The sequence below is a fragment of the Pseudomonas weihenstephanensis genome (genome assembly GCF_016812185.1).
In the GTDB taxonomy this organism is placed as follows: domain Bacteria; phylum Pseudomonadota; class Gammaproteobacteria; order Pseudomonadales; family Pseudomonadaceae; genus Aquipseudomonas; species Aquipseudomonas weihenstephanensis.
On sequence record NZ_JAAEBV010000002.1, the window covers coordinates 104,734 to 123,239 of the forward strand.

At 60.7% G+C, this 18,506-nt stretch carries 14 protein-coding genes and 1 pseudogene; 4 read left to right on the forward strand and 11 right to left on the reverse strand.

Translation table 11 applies throughout. The annotated features are described in order from the left end of the window. Positions 1-5: 5 nt before the first annotated feature. Genes GYN01_RS07915 through GYN01_RS07930 form a run of 4 tightly spaced genes read right to left on the reverse strand, consistent with a single transcriptional unit; the run spans position 6 to position 5,303 of the window. Positions 6-638 (reverse strand): sarcosine oxidase subunit gamma, encoded by a 633-nt coding sequence (locus GYN01_RS07915; RefSeq protein WP_203306844.1) that lies wholly within the window; start codon positions 636-638, stop codon positions 6-8. A gap of 53 nt (positions 639-691) precedes the next feature. Continuing rightward, positions 692-3,709 (reverse strand): sarcosine oxidase subunit alpha, encoded by a 3,018-nt coding sequence (locus GYN01_RS07920; RefSeq protein ID WP_203306845.1) that lies wholly within the window; start codon positions 3,707-3,709, stop codon positions 692-694. Beyond that, entirely contained in the window at positions 3,706-4,038 is a 333-nt protein-coding gene (locus GYN01_RS07925) for a sarcosine oxidase subunit delta (protein ID WP_048364176.1), read from the reverse strand. The genes GYN01_RS07920 and GYN01_RS07925 overlap by 4 nt, the downstream gene beginning before the upstream one ends. Positions 4,039-4,052: 14 nt before the next feature. Continuing rightward, positions 4,053-5,303: a sarcosine oxidase subunit beta family protein gene (locus tag GYN01_RS07930; protein WP_203306846.1), complete on the reverse strand. Its 1,251-nt coding sequence runs from the start codon at positions 5,301-5,303 to the stop codon at positions 4,053-4,055. 233 nt (positions 5,304-5,536) lie between these two features. Here GYN01_RS07930 and GYN01_RS07935 point away from each other — a divergent pair, with 233 nt between their 5' ends. Next, complete coding sequence (locus GYN01_RS07935; protein ID WP_059765352.1) at positions 5,537-6,577, forward strand: threonine aldolase family protein; 1,041 nt, start codon at positions 5,537-5,539, stop codon at positions 6,575-6,577. Between the two features lie 53 nt (positions 6,578-6,630). Here GYN01_RS07935 and GYN01_RS07940 read toward each other — a convergent pair whose 3' ends face one another. Both GYN01_RS07940 and GYN01_RS07945 read right to left on the reverse strand, forming a co-directional pair. After that, positions 6,631-6,933, reverse strand: coding sequence for a cell division protein ZapA (locus tag GYN01_RS07940; RefSeq protein WP_048364173.1), 303 nt, complete (start codon positions 6,931-6,933; stop codon positions 6,631-6,633). Next, entirely contained in the window at positions 6,930-7,160 is a 231-nt protein-coding gene (locus GYN01_RS07945; RefSeq protein ID WP_048364172.1) for a hypothetical protein, read from the reverse strand. Before GYN01_RS07945 ends, GYN01_RS07940 begins: the two co-directional genes overlap by 4 nt. 294 nt (positions 7,161-7,454) lie before the next feature. Here GYN01_RS07945 and GYN01_RS22655 point away from each other — a divergent pair. After that, positions 7,455-8,210, forward strand: a pseudogene (locus GYN01_RS22655) (MCP four helix bundle domain-containing protein); the annotation flags it as partial. Further along, positions 8,202-9,065: a methyl-accepting chemotaxis protein gene (locus GYN01_RS22660; protein WP_420850399.1), complete on the forward strand. Its 864-nt coding sequence runs from the start codon at positions 8,202-8,204 to the stop codon at positions 9,063-9,065. The pseudogene GYN01_RS22655 and the gene GYN01_RS22660, both read left to right, overlap by 9 nt. 65 nt (positions 9,066-9,130) lie before the next feature. Here GYN01_RS22660 and gbcB read toward each other — a convergent pair whose 3' ends face one another. Then, on the reverse strand, positions 9,131-10,231 hold the full coding sequence (gene gbcB, locus GYN01_RS07955) for a glycine-betaine demethylase subunit GbcB (protein ID WP_048364170.1): 1,101 nt from the start codon (positions 10,229-10,231) through the stop codon (positions 9,131-9,133). A 269-nt stretch (positions 10,232-10,500) separates the two neighbouring features. Here gbcB and gbcA point away from each other — a divergent pair, with 269 nt between their 5' ends. Beyond that, the gene (gene gbcA, locus GYN01_RS07960) at positions 10,501-11,793 is read left to right on the forward strand and encodes a glycine-betaine demethylase subunit GbcA (protein WP_048364169.1); all 1,293 of its coding nucleotides are present in this window, start codon (positions 10,501-10,503) and stop codon (positions 11,791-11,793) included. 449 nt (positions 11,794-12,242) lie between these two features. Here the strand turns inward: gbcA and etfB are convergent, their stop codons facing one another. The 4 genes from etfB to dgcA form a co-directional block, all read right to left on the reverse strand. Continuing rightward, on the reverse strand, positions 12,243-13,013 hold the full coding sequence (etfB, locus tag GYN01_RS07965) for an electron transfer flavoprotein subunit beta (RefSeq protein ID WP_048364168.1): 771 nt from the start codon (positions 13,011-13,013) through the stop codon (positions 12,243-12,245). 73 nt (positions 13,014-13,086) lie between these two features. Continuing rightward, complete coding sequence (gene etfA / locus GYN01_RS07970) at positions 13,087-14,298, reverse strand: electron transfer flavoprotein subunit alpha (protein ID WP_203306848.1); 1,212 nt, start codon at positions 14,296-14,298, stop codon at positions 13,087-13,089. Further along, a complete protein-coding gene (gene dgcB, locus GYN01_RS07975; RefSeq protein ID WP_203306849.1) occupies positions 14,295-16,238 on the reverse strand; it encodes a dimethylglycine demethylation protein DgcB in 1,944 nt (647 codons plus the stop codon). Before dgcB ends, etfA begins: the two co-directional genes overlap by 4 nt. A 199-nt stretch (positions 16,239-16,437) precedes the next feature. Beyond that, the gene (dgcA, locus tag GYN01_RS07980) at positions 16,438-18,498 is read right to left on the reverse strand and encodes a dimethylglycine demethylation protein DgcA (protein WP_048402195.1); all 2,061 of its coding nucleotides are present in this window, start codon (positions 18,496-18,498) and stop codon (positions 16,438-16,440) included. Positions 18,499-18,506: the final 8 nt, after the last annotated feature.

Below are 18,506 nucleotides of genomic sequence, written 5' to 3' on the forward strand. Positions count from 1 at the left end.
TTCACTCAGGTCTCAACCCTCAGCCCATATTCAGCCGCCGCATCTTGCAACCATAGCCACCAATACTGCGAGAAGCTGCGCCGAATCAGCAGCTCCCATGTGTCTTGCGCGGTATGACGAATCACCAGCTGCGACTTGGCAAACACCGTACCCACCGCCTTGCCCACCGGGAAGTTGTCGGGGTGCACGTCGTAGCTGGTCGACTTCATCAGTACCTCACGCACCTTCGACCCGCTCAGCTCCAGCAATTGCTGGCCGCCACTGACATTCACCACGCTGATGTGCAGCCCGGCCAACGCGTGGCGCAGGGCTGTTTCAAGCGCAAATTCCTGGCCGCCCGGCACGATCAGTAGCCATTCATCCGGCCCCATCCATTGCACTGACACCTCGCCCGCCACCGCCAGCGTTAGCGCCACCGGCAGCTCAAGGCCCAGCACGTGATGCACCCCTTGGCTAAACGCCGGGTCTCGGGCGTCGCCACGCAAGGTCAGATGGCCCAGCAGTTTTTTCTCGCGCACGATCACGCCGGGTTGTTGCGCGCCCTGGCCGATCAGGCTGGCCAGGGTGCTGTGATGCAGTGATGACTCGGCTTTGGCCGCCGCGTCCGGGCGCTGCTGATATACGTTGGCTGTGGTCATGAACTCACCCGTTGCAAATGTTGTGGTTGGTCGCGCCTGCACACATCACACACTCAAATATTCTGCCGTTCGCCCTTGGGATCGAAAAACACCGAAGACACAATCTCGGCTTCGATCACGCGGCCATCCGCCAACGGCGCAAATACCCGCTCGCCCATGCGTTTGAGGCCACCTTTAACCACGCCCATCGCAAATGAATACCCCAGCGAGCCGCAGGTGTAGCTGGAAGTCACATGGCCCACCATGCTCATCGGGATCGCCTGTTTGGGGTCCAACACCAGTTGCGCGCCTTCAGGCAGCCATTGCCTCGGGTCGACCGGTTTAAGCCCCACCAGTTGTTTGCGCTGTTCACGCACGCAGTCTTGGCGGTTCATGCCTCGCCAGCCAATCCACGAAAACGGTTTGGTGCGGCCCACGCACCACCCCATGTTCAAGTCATCGGGGGTCATGGAGCCGTCCGTGTCCTGGCCGACGATGATGAAGCCCTTCTCGGCCCGCAATACGTGCATGGTTTCAGTGCCGTAAGGGGTCAGGTTGTAGGCTTTACCCGCCTCGACGATCTTCTCCAGCACGCCCATCGCGTAATCGGCCTGGATGTTGATTTCGTACGACAACTCTCCAGTGAACGAGATGCGGAACACCCGCGCAGGCACACCCCCGACCCGACCTTCTTTCCAGCTCAAAAACGGGAAGGCTTCACGGTCAAGATCAATGTCACTCACCTCACTGAGCAACAGGCGGCTGTTGGGGCCAGACAAGGTCAGGGTCGCGTAGTGGTCGGTGACGGAGGTGAAGTACACCTTGAGGTCCGGCCATTCGGTCTGTTGATAAATCTCCAGCCATTGCAGCACGCGCGCCGCGCCACCGGTGGTGGTGGTCATCAGGAAATGGTTATCGGCCAGGCACGCGGTCACGCCGTCGTCGAAGACCATGCCGTCTTCTTTGCACATCAGCCCGTAACGCGCTTTGCCCACGTCCAGTTTGGTCCAGGCGTTGGTGTAGATACGGTTCAAAAATTCGCGCGCATCCGGGCCCTGAATGTCGATTTTGCCCAGCGTGGAGGCATCCAGAAGGCCCACGCTGTCACGCACCGCCTGGCACTCGCGCTTGACGGCGGCATGCAGGTCTTCGCCACCCCGCGGGAAGTACCACGGGCGTTGCCACTGGCCGACGTCTTCAAATGCCGCGCCCTGTTTGACGTGCCAGGGGTGCAGTGCGGTGTAACGCACCGGCTCGAAAAGAGGGCCGCAATGACGCCCTGCCACGGCACCAAACGTGACCGGTGTGTAGTTGGGCCGAAACATGGTGGTGCCCATCTGCGTGATGCTCACGTTCAGCGAGCGCGCAGCGATGGCCAGCCCGTTGACGTTGCCAAGCTTGCCCTGGTCGGTGCCAAACCCCAACGCGGTGTAACGCTTGACGTGTTCCACCGACTCAAAGCCTTCACGGGTCGCCAGTTCGATGGCTGCCGCCGTGACGTCGTTTTGCAGGTCGACAAATTGTTTGGGCGCTCGCGCGGTGCCCTTTTCATGCGGCACCTGAAACAGCGCCAGCGTCGGTTCTTCATAGTGTTTCAGCGCGTTGGGCAGCACGCCTTCCACGGCTTTAAACCCGGCTTCACTGGCCGCGCGCGCGCCGCCTTCAAAACCGTCAGCCAGTGTGTCGCCGAGGCTGTAGACGCCATTGATACCGCCCACGCACACGCGCTTTTGCGGCGCTTCACCGGGCACAAACCCGAGGATGTCTTCACGCCAGATCGGCCTGGCGCCCAAGTGCGAGGCCAAGTGCACCACCGGGCTGTAGCCGCCCGAGGTGGCAATCAGATCGCAGTCGAGCATCTCGCCGGGGCTGGTCACGCGGTGGGCTTTGAGGTCAATTGCCGCCACCCGCCCGCCGGTTACGCGCTTGCTGCCCCGGGCTTCGATCACCGCGCTACCGGTCAAAATGCGAATGCCTTTAGCCCGCGCCTCTTCGACCAGCGCACCGCGGGGGTTGCTGCGGGCATCGGCAATCGCGACCACTGGCAAGCTGGCATCGAGCCAGTCCAGCGCCACACGGTAGGCATGATCGTTATTGGTACTCAGCAGCAACGTACGGCCCGGCGCCACGCCGTAGCGACGCACGTAAGTGGACACCGCCCCGGCAAGCATGTTGCCCGGTACATCGTTGTTGCCATACACCAACGGACGCTCACAGGCGCCGGTGGCCAACACCACGCGCTGGGCGCGCACCCGATGGATACGTTGACGCACCTGGCCGGCCGGCGCGCGGTCGCCCATGTGGTCGGTCAATCGTTCGTGAATCGTCACAAAGTTGTGGTCGTGATAGCCGTTGACCGTGGCACGCGGCAGCAACACCACGTTGGGCAATGCGTTGAGTTCGGCCAGCACGCTGGCAACCCAGGCCATCGCCGGCTTGCCGTCCAGGCTTTCGCGACTGTCGAGCAAACTGCCGCCGAACGCTTCCTGCTCATCGGCTACGATCAGCCGGGCGCCGCTGCGCGCTGCCGCCAAGGCCGCCGCCAGCCCCGCAGGCCCGGCGCCGACGATCAGCACGTCGCAGTGGTGGTTCATGTAGTCATAAGTATCCGGGTCATTTTGCATCGGCGAACGGCCCAAACCTGCCGCCTTGCGGATGTACTTTTCATACGTCATCCAGAACGACTTCGGGTACATGAACGTTTTGTAGTAAAACCCCGGTGGCATCAACGTGCCGCCGACTTTGCCCAAAATGCCCATCATGTCAGTGTTCACGTTGGGCCAGCCGTTGGTGCTGGTGGCCACCAGGCCCTGATACAGCGCCTGCTGCGTGGCGCGCACGTTTGGGATTTGCGTCGCCTCGGTGGCGCCGATTTGCAGCACCGCGTTCGGCTCTTCGGCGCCCGCGGCATAAATACCCCGGGGCCGGGAATATTTGAAGCTGCGCCCAATGATGTCGACACCGTTGGCCAACAGGGCAGCGGCCAGGCTGTCGCCTTCGTAACCTGAGTAGGGTTGGCCGTTGAAGGTAAAGGTCAGCACTTTGCTGCGATCCACACGGCCGCCATTGGCCAGGCGATGGGTCTGGCTCATACCTTTTCTCCCTGCGCGCTGGTAGCAGTCGCGGTCGCCGGAGGCCGCTGTTCAGTGAATTGCGGCGCCGTACCAATGGGGTAGGTTTCCAGTATTTCGTAGGTCACGGTATTGCGCGTGGCGTTGAAAAACTGACGGCAACCGGCCACGTGGTTCCACAGCTCGTGGTGCAGCCCGCGGGGGTTGTCACGAAAGAACAGGTAATCGCCCCACTGCGCGTCGGTGCAGGCATCAGGGTCAAGCGGGCGTGGAATGTGCGCCTGACCGGCCGCGTGAAACTCCTCTTCCGAGCGCAGTTCGCCGCAATGAGGACAGAAGATATGCAGCATCGGTGTTTCTCCTGTTAGTGAGCGACCGCGGCGGCGCCGTGTTCGTCGATCAACGCGCCGTTGTGGAAACGTTCGAGGCAGAACGGCACCGCCAGCGGGTGCATTTCACCGGAGGCCAAACTGGCCGCAAACACATGGCCCGAGCCAGGCGTGGCCTTGAACCCGCCCGTCCCCCAGCCGCAATTGAAGAACACGTTAGGCAGCGGCGTTTTGGAGATGATCGGGCAGGCGTCGGGGGTGGTGTCGACGATGCCGCCCCATTGACGGTTCATGCGCACACGGGACAACACCGGGAACATCTCTACAATCGCCTGAATCGTGTGCTCGATTACCGGGTACGAGCCGCGCTGGCCATAACCGACCCAGCCATCGATGCCCGCACCGATCACCAAGTCGCCCTTGTCGGACTGGCTGATGTAGCCATGCACCGCGTTGGACATGATCACGCTGTCGATAATCGGTTTGATCGGCTCGGACACCAGCGCTTGCAGCGGGTGCGACTCAATCGGCAAGCGAAAGCCTGCCTGGCGCGCCATGTGCCCGGAGTTACCGGCGGTGACCACGCCCACGCGTTTGGCGCCAATAAAGCCCTTGCTGGTCTCGACACCGATGCACACGCCGTTTTCCTTGCGAAAGCCCAGCACTTCGGTTTGCTGGATCAAGTCCACACCCAGCGCATCGGCCGCCCTGGCAAAGCCCCAGGCCACCGCATCATGGCGGGCCACACCGCCACGCCGCTGCACGGTGGCGCCCATCACCGGGTAACGGGTGTTTTTAGAGCAGTCGAGGTAGGGGATTTCGTCTGCCACTTGTTGCGCGTTGAGCAATTCGCCGTCCACGCCGTTCAGGCGATTGGCGCTGACACGTCGCTCTGAGTCGCGCATGTCTTGCAGGGTGTGGCACAGGTTGTAAACGCCGCGCTGGGAGAACATGACGTTGTAGTTGAGGTCTTGAGACAAGCCTTCCCACAGCTTCATCGCGTGTTCGTACAAGTGCGCCGACTCGTCCCACAAATAGTTGGAGCGCACGATGGTGGTGTTGCGTGCGGTGTTGCCACCGCCCAACCAGCCTTTTTCAACCACCGCCACGTTGCTGATGCCGTGGACTTTGGCCAGGTAATACGCCGTGGCCAAACCATGCCCGCCGCCACCGACAATCACCACGTCGTAGACCTTTTTCGGCGTGGGCGTGCGCCACATCTTTTGCCAGTTTTCGTGGTGGCTGAGGGAGTGTTTGAACAGGCCGAAGCCTGAATAGCGTTGCATAGGCTGTACTCCCGGCGCCCGCGCGCCATGGTCGGTGAGGGCTTGCCCTTTAAGACCGATGGTAGAGCGGGCGCGGGGTGACCAAATGCCCAAGGACGCCACGCAAGGGTGCATTTACGACATACACCCTCAAACAGTTCCTTGTAAGGTATTTCCGGGTTTTAACCCACAACTGTGCACTCGCGGATTTCTTGGCTAAAGTGCACGACAATCTTCGACCATGGAACCGGGAAATGACTGACAAGAGCCAACAATTCGCCAGCGACAACTACTCCGGTATCTGCCCCGAAGTCTGGTCTGCCATGGAAAAAGCCAACCACGGCCACCAACGCTCTTACGGCGATGACGAATGGACGCTGCGCGCAGCAGATGACTTTCGCAAACTGTTCGAAACCGACTGCGAGGTGTACTTCGCGTTCAATGGCACTGCCGCCAACTCGCTGGCCCTGTCATCACTGTGCCAGAGCTTTCACAGCGTGATCTGCTCCGAAACCGCCCACGTTGAAACCGACGAATGCGGCGCGCCCGAGTTTTTTTCCAACGGCTCAAAACTGCTGATCGCACGCACTGAAAACGGCAAGATCACCCCCGAGTCCATCCGCGAAATCGCCCTCAAGCGCAAAGACATCCACTACCCCAAGCCACGCGTGGTGACCATTACCCAGGCCACAGAAGTGGGCAGTGTCTACCGCCCCGAAGAAATCCGCGCCATCAGCGCCACCTGTAAAGAACTGGGCTTACTGCTGCACATGGACGGCGCGCGTTTCTCCAACGCCTGCGCGTTCCTGGGTTGCTCGCCTGCCGAGCTGTCGTGGAAAGCCGGGGTCGATGTGCTGTGCTTTGGCGGCACTAAAAACGGCATGGCGGTGGGCGAAGCGATTCTGTTCTTCGATCACAACCTGGCTGTGGACTTTGACTACCGCTGCAAACAGGCCGGGCAACTGGCGTCGAAAATGCGCTTTCTGTCAGCGCCGTGGGTCGGCCTGCTGGAAAACGACGCCTGGCTTAAACACGCGCGCCACGCCAACCACTGCGCACAGCTGCTCAGCGAGCTGGTGAGTGACATTGCAGGGGTGGAGTTGATGTTCCCGGTAGAAGCCAACGGTGTGTTTTTGCAACTGTCGGAACCGGCGGTTGCCGCGCTGACCGCCAAGGGCTGGCGTTTCTACACCTTTATTGGCAAAGGTGGCGCACGGTTCATGTGCTCATGGGACACCGACGAAGCCCGCGTGCGGGAATTGGCAGCCGATATTCGCGAAGTCATGGCAGGCTAAGCCCCCCGTAGCCGCTGCCGCCAGGCTGCGGCTACGCAGAGCGTGGCGAATTCTCAGGACTGCCCGAGCGTTCGCTCTATCACATCGACCGTGGCGCTGACTTGCTCTTGATAACGGTCGAGTTCCTGCTTGTGGCTCAGTTGCAGTTCAATCTGTTGCGAACACAGATTCAATGCTGCCAGCACCAACAGCTTGTCCCCGATCAGGCTCGGGTACTTTCTTTTCGTTTCGGCCAGGGCGGCTTTCAACATGACTGTGGCGGCCATCAGGGTCTTTTGCTCCCCCTCCGGTGCCTTGATCGTGTAGTCGTTACCCAGAATCGAGACGACATTTACACCGTCTCTGTCCACGCTCATGCGTTGACAGGGCTCACGCTTACGCGCTCAACCAATGCCTGAATGCGGGCTGCGGTGGCGCCTTGCTTCTCTTCCTGTTCCATCAGGCTCAATTGCAGGCTTTCGTTTTCGTCTTTGGCCTGGGCCAGTTCGGCGCTCAGCTGCGTGTTGGTGTCCAGCAGCTCTTGCTTTTGCTGAACCAGGTCGCTGACCAGTTGTTCCAGTTTGCTAAGGGATGACTCAATCATGGGGAAGATCTCAAGCAGTTTCAGAGGGCGCGTACGATAAAGAAAAGTCACCTTCTAAGCTAGGGTTATTCAGGCCCAAAGGCCCGATTTAGCGCGGGGCGACCTTCCTTTGCCCCTTAAAGACTGTGCTTTGTGAACTAGGTTCCCGCCCCCGGTCGCCCAAGGTCTGTGTGCGACAAAATCGCACATGGCATTCAAGACTTTAGTCTTATGACCGATAGGTCATATACACCCCGCATTGACGCCGCACGGATTGCGCCTCTTCCCCCAGGAAACATCATGTCTTTACGCAATATGAATATCGCCCCGCGCGCCTTTTTAGGGTTTGCGTTGATCGGCACACTGATGCTGATTCTGGGTGCAGGCGCACTCCTTCAAATGAGCCAAATCCGTTCTGCCGCCGAAGAGATCAGCACCAGCAGCGTGCCGAGCATTCAAAACCTGGACGAGTTCACTCAGCTGGCCCTGCGCCTGCGGGTGTTGTCGTACCGCTTGCTGATTAACCGTGAGCCGGAAGTTCAGCAAAAAACCATGGAGTTGCTGGACCAGCGCAATCAGCAAATCCGCGATGCCCAGAATGAGTACGAAAAGTACATCAGCGGTCCTGATGAACAGGCGGTATACGACCACTACCAGACGCTGATGAGCCAGTACCGCCAACTGGAAGACCGCATGCGCAGCTTGTCGCGCAACGGCGAAGTCGACAAATTGCGTGATTTGCTCAACACCGACCTGTTGAACAACTCCGAAGCTATCAACAAAGAACTCAACGACCTGATGCGCATCAATGGTCAGCAGATCAGCGATGCCAATCAACGCGCCAGCGACATGTACGCGGCGGCCATCCAACTGGTGGTGTTCCTGCTGCTCCTGGCCACCGCTCTGACCGTTCTGTGCGCGTTGCTGCTGACCCGCAGCATCACGCAACCTATCGCCCAGGCGCTGGAAGCTGCCGAAGCCATTGCTGAAGGCAACCTCACGCGGCCGATTAAAGTGGACGGCAGCGATGAAGCCGGGCGCTTGCTGCAAGCGATGGCCAAGATGCAAAGCAAGCTGCGCGACACTTTGCAGCGTATTTCGGGCTCGGCCACTCAACTGGCCTCGGCGGCGGAAGAGCTGAACTGCGTGACCGAAGAAAGCGCCAAAGGGCTGACCCAGCAAAACAACGAAATCGAACAGGCCGCCACCGCTGTCAACGAAATGACCAGCGCCGTGGAAGAAGTCGCGCGTAATGCCGTCAGCACCTCCGAAGCCTCGAAAAGTGCAACGGCGTCTGCCGGTGATGGTCGCGACCTGGTACTGGAAACCGTCAGCGCCATCGAACGCATGAGCGGCGATGTGCAAAGCACTGCCACCTTGATTGGTAACCTGGCGGCCGAGTCGCGGGACATCGGCAAAGTGCTGGATGTGATTCGCGGCCTGGCCGACCAAACCAACCTGCTGGCCCTGAACGCTGCCATCGAAGCCGCTCGCGCCGGTGAAGCGGGCCGTGGTTTTGCCGTGGTTGCTGACGAAGTACGCGCCCTGGCCCATCGTACTCAGCAGTCGACCAGCGAGATTGAACGCATGATCGGCAGCATTCAGGGCGGCACCGAACATGCCGTGGACTCGATGCGCAACAGCACTGAGCGCGCTGAATCGACGTTGAACATCGCCAAAGGCGCCGGGTTGGCGCTGGAGACCATCAACACCGCGATTGTGGAAATCAACGAACGCAACCTGGTGATCGCCAGCGCGGCCGAAGAGCAGGCGCAAGTGGCACGCGAAGTGGACCGCAACCTGGTCAACATCCGCGACTTGTCTGTGCAATCGGCAACCGGTGCCAGCCAGACCAGCTCCGCCAGCAATGAGCTGTCGCGCTTGGCCGTTGACCTGAACAGCATGGTTTCGCGGTTCAGCCTGTAAGGCCAAGTCCCTCAACCCAACTCTCTGCCATCGTGCGGGGGTTGGGGTGAGGGCAAACAGGCGCCCTAAAACTCAATCCGCACGTCGCCCTTGGGCACGCTGCAACACGACAAAATGTAGCCCTCTGCCACGTCCTCATCGGTTATCCCGCCGTTGTGCTCCATGTCTACCTCCCCGCCCAGCTTCAACACTTTGCAGGTCCCGCAGATGCCCATGCCGCAGGCTTTGGGAATCATCAGCCCCAGTTTGGCCGCCGCTGCATGCACGGTTTCTGCGGGGCCCACGCGAATGCTTTTGCCTGACGCCGTGAACTCCACCTGGTTCAAGTCCGCCACATCCAGCTGCGGCGCATCGGCGGCTTGTTCGGCTTGCTCCACGGCATCGGCCCGCACTTCAGGGGGTGTCGCGCCAAACGATTCTTCGTGGTAACGGCTCATGTCGAAACCATTGGCTTGGAGCAGGCGCTTGACCGCGCTCATGTACGGCGTCGGCCCGCAACAAAACACCTCGCGCTCAAGAAAGTCGGGCGCCATCAGCTCCAGCATTTTGTGATTCAAATAGCCGCGATAGCCCGCCCACGGCTCGCCCAGCCCGTGCTTTTCGCAGATCAAGTGCAGGCTGAAGTTATCGATGCGTGAAGCCATGTGCTCCAGTTCACGGTGGTAAATGATGTCTTTGGGCGAGCGGGCACTGTGGATAAACACCATGTCGACATTGGCGTTGGTGTCGTAAAACCAGCGCGCCATCGACATCACGGGGGTAATGCCCACGCCACCGCTGAGGTACAACACTTTGGGGCTGGGGGCGTCGATGGCATTGAACAGCCCGACCGGGCCGTGCACCGCCACCTCCTGACCTTCGGCCAAGGTGTCATGCAACCAGTTCGACACGCGCCCGCCCGGCACGCGCTTGATGGTCACCGAAAAACTGTACGGCACCGATGGCGCGCTGGAGATGGTGTACGAGCGCATCACTTGTTCGCCGTCGATCTCAAGTTCCAGGGTCACAAACTGCCCCGGTTTGAAAAAGAACAGGATCGGCTGCTCGGCCATAAAGCAGAAGGTGCGCACATCCCAGGTTTCCTGAATCACTTTCACGCAGCGAACGGTGTGGCGGCCGTTGGCCCACGTCTGGGTGGTAACCGGGTTCAGAAAGCTATTGGACATGCGCTTCTCCACGGCCGACTGCCAGCCTCTTATGGGCGATTCTGCGCACGGGCCGGGGCGGGCATTTATCTATTCACGACATTCACATGCTTATCGCGACCAGCCCCTGAAAACAGGCGCTCAAGCGTCGGGAACAGATGGGGCCATGTCGCCCGCAGATATGGCCTCGCAGCACTTGGAACGCACACTCAGCGTCAATGGCTTTACCTTGCGTCGCACCCTTGATCAGCCACTTGAAGGCCGCACCCCATGGCCATGAGGACTACACGATGGACGTCACCGCAACCTTGAGCCTGGGCGATCCACTGGAACCTGCACGCAAGGCCACCGCCCAGATGTTGCAGAACCGCGAGCGCACCTTTTCGTTGCCACAGCCGTTCTACAACGACGAACGGCTGTTCGCCATCGACATGCAGGAAATCTTCCAGAAGGAGTGGCTGATTGCAGGCATGACCTGTGAGATACCGACCAAGGGCAACTTCATGACCCTGCAAGTGGGCAACAACCCGATCATCGTCATTCGCGGGGCAGAGGGGCAGGTGCATGCGTTTCATAACGTCTGTCGCCATCGCGGCTCGCGGCTGTGCACCACGGTCAAAGGCAAAGTCGCCAAACTGGTGTGCCATTACCACCAGTGGACCTATGAACTGGACGGGCGACTGTTGTTCGCGGGCACTGAAATGGGCGCAGGCTTTGACATGGCGCAGTACGGCCTCAAACCGGTGAACGTTAAAACCGCTGGCGGCTACGTGTTTATCAGCCTGGCCGAGCACCCACCGGCTATCGACGAGTTCCTCGCCACACTGAACCACTACATGGAACCCTACGACATGGAAAACACCAAGGTGGCAATCCAGACCACCCTGGTGGAGAAAGCCAATTGGAAACTGGTGCTGGAAAACAACCGCGAGTGCTACCACTGCAACGCCTCGCACCCCGAGCTGTTGAAAACGTTGCTGGAGTGGGATGACGTCACCGACCCGCGTGCCGATCAGGCGTTCAAGGACCACGTTGCCGCCAGCGCGGCGGCGTGGGACGCCGAAAAAATCCCTTACGCGCACGCCAGTTTCGGCCTGCGCAACCGCATCGTGCGCATGCCGTTGCTCAAGGGCACCGTGTCGATGACCCTGGATGGCAAACAGGGCTGTGCAAAACTCATGGGGCGGATCAAAAACCCGGACCTGGGTTCGATGCGCATCCTGCACCTGCCGCACTCGTGGAACCACTGCATGGGCGACCACATCATCGTCTTCACGGTGTGGCCGATCAGCGCGCAAGAAACGCTGGTGAGCACCAAATGGCTGGTGCACAAAGACGCGGTAGAAGGCGTGGATTACGACGTGGAGCGCATGCGCAAGGTATGGGACGCCACCAACGATCAAGACCGTCGACTGGCCGAAGAAAACCAGCGCGGCATCAACTCCAGCGCCTACCAGCCGGGTCCGTACTCCACCACCTATGAATTCGGCGTGGTCAATTTTGTGGATTGGTACAGCGAAAGGTTGCTCAATAATTTGGGGGCAGCGCCTGCGCCCTACCTCAAAGGGGTGGTCGCGCAGTAGTGCGGACCTCACCCTGAGCGCCCCTGATCATTTTTTAACCAAAACCGTACAGAGCACGCAGTGAGTGGCCCGCAGCCACTCACGAACACGTTATCCACAGGCACACCCACAGCAATTGTGGGGAAGTGGATAAATCATCCCTGAAACGTCAATTGGTTGTTTTTCATACAACGAAGCCAAAGCCACGTTCTACATGGCCTGTAGCCAACCGCGAACATGTTATCCACATATCCGCCAACAGAGAATGTGTGCAACTTATTCACCGGACCTTCGTGCTGTGGAAAAGCGGCGCAAAGCACTGGATTTCAAGGCTTTAGTGACGCATCAGTGGATAACCACAGCATTTGATCGTTTTTTAGCCAAAAGCTTGAAAGGCCCGTTTTATATAGCGCTTAGCCGACAACGAACATGTTATCCACATAAGCGCTAACAGACTTTGTGGGCAACTCTCAGCGCAGCACACCCTCTTCAATCAGCAGGTTCAAAATAGCCTGTGCACTGTCTTCGGCGCAGATCCCTTGCAGCACCTGCCCTTGCCCGCTTGTCGCCTTGGCGGTAGCGGCTTTCATGCGCTCGGCGCCGCTTTTAGCTTTGATCACCTTGAGGCGCTTGGGCCTAGGTTTTGCCGGTTGCAAAACGGGCGATGTGGATAAGTCCCCGTCCGTTACCTCAACCGCCTGAGCGTCGACCGATCCGCGAATCGCAGGGCCATACGCGCTTTGCCGTGCTTTGGGGGCCGCGTTATCCACAGTGGCCATGAACGGCAGGCGCACACAAAGCCGACGACGCTGGCCACGGGGCAACGCTTGCAGCACATGGGCCATGCCGTTGTGCACAGATTCAATTTGCGCCACGCCCACCAGTAGCGGCCAGCCCAGTTGCTCGGCCAACAGATACGGGAGCATGCCCGAGCCTTCACCGGTTTCGGCCTGGCTACCGGTCAGCACCAGTTGCACGCCGGCTTCGCGCAGATATTCGCGCAAAACCGGCAACGCATCGGCGCCAGCGGGCTGTTCAAGGACGTGAAGCTCGTCCAGGCCCATGCCCAGATAGGCGCGCAAAGCCGGTTCCTGAGGGTTGCCTGCATGCAGCACATGCAGGTTATCCCCAGCCAGTTGCAGGCCCATTTCGACCGCCCGGGCATCTTGTTCAGCCCGCCGGGGGCGACCCGAGGCAGGGTGGACACCGATTGAAACCAATACCACGGTGGGAATGCTCATCCACTCTTCTCCCAATCAAAAGTCCCTCACCCCAACCCTCTCCCACCGGGATGGCGTTGGGGTGAGGGCGTCATTAAGCTGCATCACGTTTAACACCCCGGCGCCACTTATCCACAGCCGCAATCAAGGCTTCAAGAACCGCCGTACTGTCGCCCACCACCGACAAGTCCGCGCGCTTCACCATGTCGCAGGCTGGGTCTAAATTGATCGCCACCACCTTGTCGCACGCAGCAATCCCTTGCAGGTGCTGGATTGCGCCACTGATACCGACCGCCACGTAAACTCGCGCCGTGACCCACGTACCACTGGCGCCCACCTGCCGCTCACGGCCCATAAAGCCGTCGTCCACCGCCACACGCGAGGCGCCTTCTGTTGCGCCCAACGCGAGCGCCGCCCTGTGGAAAAGCCCCCAGTCTTGCACCCCGTTGCCGCCGCTGAGGATAAAAGGCGCCTCGGCCATCACAATCGCGGACGGGTCGACCTCGACAGCGCCCATGTCTTCAATCCGCGCCAGGCACACGGTAACGGCTGTGGATAACTCAACCGCTTGCACCTCATGCCGGGTTTCGCTCACAGGCTCGGCGCATTCGGCAGCGGCCAGAATCAGCCGGGGAAGGGCTTGCTCCACGTCGTGCAAGCCCGCACCCGCGCGCCCGATGCAGCGACCCTCGCGGATTTGCCACACCCGCGTGGCAGGCCGCTCTCCGACACGGGCGGCAAAACGCCGACCGCGCTCGGCACCCGCGTCCCGGCTGTCGGGGAACAACCAATGGCGCGGAGCAAATTGGTTATCCACAGCCCGTAGGGCCAGCATCTGGCGTTCCGGTGCATAACCGTGGTGGTCGAGCACCAACACGCGGTCAACGCCCGCCGTACTCAGCGTCGTGTCTTTGTGTTCACCCAACACCACCGCCAACACCGCGCCCTCGCTGCCTGCCAACTGGTGCGCCAACCCGAGCACATCACGGTCATGGCGGCTCAAACGACCGCCCACCATGTCCGGCACCACAGCGATGTAGAACGCAGGCGACGCCACCTGATGCAGCGGCAATTGCACCTCAGCGCGGGCTGTGCGCCCACGAGCGACCCCTTGCTGCGCACCGCTGCGATCAATGCGTTTAAGGCCATTGGGGCCAATGAAACCGACACCGTGCACGTTTTTACGCAGGACACCGCCCGGCCCCATCCAACGCTGCAAAACGGGCTGCGAAGCACCATGCAGTGGGTGCAGGCGGTTGCGGGCAATCCACTCGGCACGCGGATCGCGGCGGATCAAGTCACTCATGCGATCACCTCAGGCGCTGCTCTTTTCAACGGTTTGAGACGGTTGGGCGCGTCAATCAAGGCATCCGCCACCAGCTCCGCGAGGTCTTTGACCAACGGCCGGGGTTCAACCACACCTTCAAGCATGGCGGTGCATTGCGGGCATCCGACAGCCACCCGCTCAGCGCCGGTTTCGCGGATGTCAGCCATGCGCATGTCAGGGATACGTTGCTTGCCGGGGATGTCGGTAATTGGCGCACCGCCACCGCCGCCGCAACAACGGGAGCGCAACCCCGAGCGCTGCATCTCGATGACCTCAAGCCCCAGGGCGCGCAGTACCGACCGCGGCGCGTCATATTCGCCGTTGTAACGGCCCAGATAACACGGGTCGTGGTAGGTGATGCGGCCCCCGCTATCGGGCGCGAGGGTGAGTAATCCGGCCTCAATCAACTCAGCCATACAGGTGCTGTGATGCTGCACCCGGTAGTCACCGCCAAAGGCTGTGTATTCGTTTTTCAACACATGCAAGCTGTGCGGGTCGCAGGTGACGATGCGTGTAAAGGTGTACTGCGCCAGCGTCTGAATGTTGCGCCTGGCCAGGGCCTGGAACGTTGCCTCATCACCCAGGCGTCGGGCCACATCGCCCGTGTCGCGCTCCTCCAGCCCCAGCACGGCAAAATCGACCCCGGCCGCTTGCAGCACTTTGACGAAGGCGCGCAGGGTGCGTTGGTTGCGCATATCGAACGCGCCATCGCCGACCCAAAACAATACGTCCACCGACAGCTTGTCGCGCATCAGGTCCAGGTTCAGGTCGGCCGCCCAGTGCATGCGTCCACCGGGGGCGAAACCGCCGGGGTTGTCGGTCGCGATCAGGTTGTCCAGCACCTGCGCGCCGGTGTTGGGCGTCGCGCCTTTTTCCAACGTGAGGAAGCGGCGCATGTCGACGATGGCGTCAACGTGTTCAATCATCATCGGGCATTCTTCGACACAGGCACGGCAGGTGGTACAGGCCCATAACGTATCAGCGTCAACCAGGCCATTGACGATGGGTTGATGCGCGTTGCCGCCATGTTCGCCAAGCGGTTTGCCGGGGTAAGGGCTGCCCGCGAAGTGCGCATCAGTACCGCCTGCAAGCCCGACCACCATGTCCTGAATCAGTTTTTTCGGGTTTAACGGCTGGCCCGCCGCAAAGGCCGGGCACGCGGCTTCGCACTTGCCGCATTGCACGCAAGCGTCAAAACCCAGCAGTTGGTTCCAGGTGAAGTCTTTGGGTTTTTCCACCCCCAGTGGCGCGCTGCGATCACTCAGGTCCAGCGCTTTCAGACCGGTGGAACGCCCGCCGCCAAAGCGTTCGGGGCGGCGGTGCCAAGCCAGATGCAGCGCCCCTGCAAACGCATGTTTCATGGGGCCGCCCCACGTCATGCCGAAAAACAACTCAGCCACCCCCCAGGCCACGCCAACGCTTAACAGCGTGGCCAGCAGCCAGCCGCCAGTACCTTGCGGTAGCAGGCCTGCCACGGGCAGGGTCAGCATGAAAAAACTGGCGGCGAACACCATCAGACTTTTGGGCAGGCGCATCCACGGGCCTTTTGACAGACGGCTGGGCGGGTTCACACGCCGCATTAACACGCACACGGCCCCGATAAACATCAGCAGCGTGGCGCACAGCAAGGCATAGCCAAGGATGCGCTGATGCACACCAAGCCCGTGGACCAAAATCGCCAGCAGGGCGGCAAGGACAAAGCCGCCAGCGGTGGCGACATGGGTGTTGGCCATGTATTTATCGCGCGCGACGACGTGGTGCAGGTCGACCGTGTAACGGCGTGGCAGGGCCAGCAGGCCGCCGAGCAGGTCAACCTTGGCAGGGCGGCCCTGGCGCCACAGGCGCAGGCGGCGAAAGGCGCCGATGAAGGCCAGCCCCAGCGCGGCGAAGATCAGGACGGGAAGCAGAACGTTCAGCATGGGAAGCTCCCGACAACAATGATTGTGAACACATACCCCTCACCCCAGCCCTCTCCCGGAGGGAGAGGGGGCTAAGTGCGGTGGCCTTGAGCACGCACTCGGCCCCCCCTCACCCACTGGTCAGACGAAGAAGCCGAATGACGGCACATCAATCCCCTCTCCCTTCGGGAGAGGGCTAGGGTGAGGACCGGGGTTCACCTCAAAAGTCCTTGCACAGCCGCAGCGCGTCATAGATCGCCGCGTGCACGTTGCGTTGCGCCACACAGTCACCGATGCGGAACAATAAATACCCATCCCCCGCCCCACTCAGGCATGGCTGCGGCTGGATCGCGAACAACGCTTCAACGTCGATCTGCCCTTTGTTGCGCGAGTCAGGCTTGAGCGCGTAATACAAGGCTTCGTCCGGGCGCACGCCGTTTTCCACCACCACCTGGTCCACCACGCGTTCTTCCTTGGCCCCGGTGTATTCGTTCTCCAGCACCGCAATCAGCTTGTCGCCCTCGCGGTAGACCTTCTCCAGCATCATGTCGCCGGTCATGATCACGTCTTTGGGGTACAGGCTGCGGTAGTACGTGGGGAAAGACGTGCCGCCAATTGCCACGCCCGGCTTGGTGTCGTCGGTGACAATTTCGACCTGTGCGCCTTTGTCGGCCATGAAGTCCGCCACCGACATGCCGGTAAACTCGCAAATGGTGTCGTACACCAGCACGTTTTTACCGGGCGCAACCTTGCCGTCGAGCACGTCCCAACTGCTGACCACCAACCCCTGCGCTGCGCCCCAGTGTTCGTTTTGTTCGAGATAGGCATGCCCGCCCACCGCCAGCACCACGATGTCAGGCCGCAAGTCGAGAATCGTGGCCGTATCGGCCGCCACGCCCACACGTAAATCAACCTTCAGGCGCGCCAGCTCCAACTGAAACCAGCGGGTGATACCGGCCATCTGGTCACGCTGCGGGGCTTTGGCTGCCAGGCTGATTTGCCCGCCAATGGCCTCACGCTTCTCGAACAGGGTGACGTCATGCCCGCGCTCGGCCGCGACTCGCGCCGCTTCCATGCCTGCAGGGCCTGCGCCCACGACCACCACTTTGCGCGTTGGCCCAATGGACTTCTGAATCAGGTGCGGCACACCCATGTATTCGCGCGAGGTGGCAGCGTTTTGGATGCACAACACGTCCAGCCCCTGATATTGACGGTCGATGCAGTAATTGGCGCCCACGCATTGTTTGATCTGATCGACCTGGCCCATTTTGATTTTCGCGATCAAATGCGGGTCGGCAATGTGCGCGCGGGTCATGCCCACCATGTCCACGTACCCGCCCTCAAGAATGCGCGTGGCTTGCGTCGGGTCTTTGATGTTTTGCGCGTGCAACACCGGCGCCTTGACCACCTCTTTAATACCGGCCGCCAAGTGCAGAAACGGCTCCGGCGGGTAGCTCATGTTCGGGATCACGTTGGCCAGTGTGTTATGGGTGTCGCACCCCGAGCCGACCACGCCAATGAAGTCGAGCATGCCGGTGTCGTCGTAGTACTTGGCGATCTGCTTCATGTCTTCGTGGCTCAAGCCATCGGGGTGAAATTCGTCACCACACAGGCGAATGCCCACGCAGAAGTCCGGGCCGACCTGCGCGCGCACCGCTTTAAGCACTTCGAGGCCAAAACGCATGCGGTTTTCAAAACTGCCGCCCCACTCATCCGTGCGCTTGTTAACCCGTGGGCTCCAGAACTGGTCGATCATGTGCTGATGCACCGCCGACAGTTCCACCCCGTCCAGCCCCCCCGCCTTGGCCCGGCCTGCGGCGCTGGCGTAGTTGCCGATGATGCGCCAGATCTCTTCAGGCTCGATGGTTTTGCAGGTGGCGCGGTGCACCGGCTCGCGTACGCCCGAGGGCGACATCAAGGTGGGCCAGTTGAACCCGTCCCAACGTGAGCGACGCCCCATGTGGGTAATTTGGATCATGATTTTGGCGCCGTGCTTGTGCATCGCATCGGCCAGGTTCTGAAAATGCGGGATGATGCGGTCGGTGCTGAGGTTGACCGAACTCCACCACTCTTGCGGGCTGTCGATGGCCACCACGGATGAGCCGCCACAGATCGCCAGGCCAATGCCGCCTTTGGCCTTTTCTTCGTAATACTGCACGTAGCGCTCGGTGGTCATGCCACCGTCGGTGGCATACACCTCGGCGTGGGCCGTACTGAGCACACGGTTGCGGATGGTCAACTTGCCGATTTGGATCGGCTCAAACATCGCTTCGAACGCCATATCCCGCT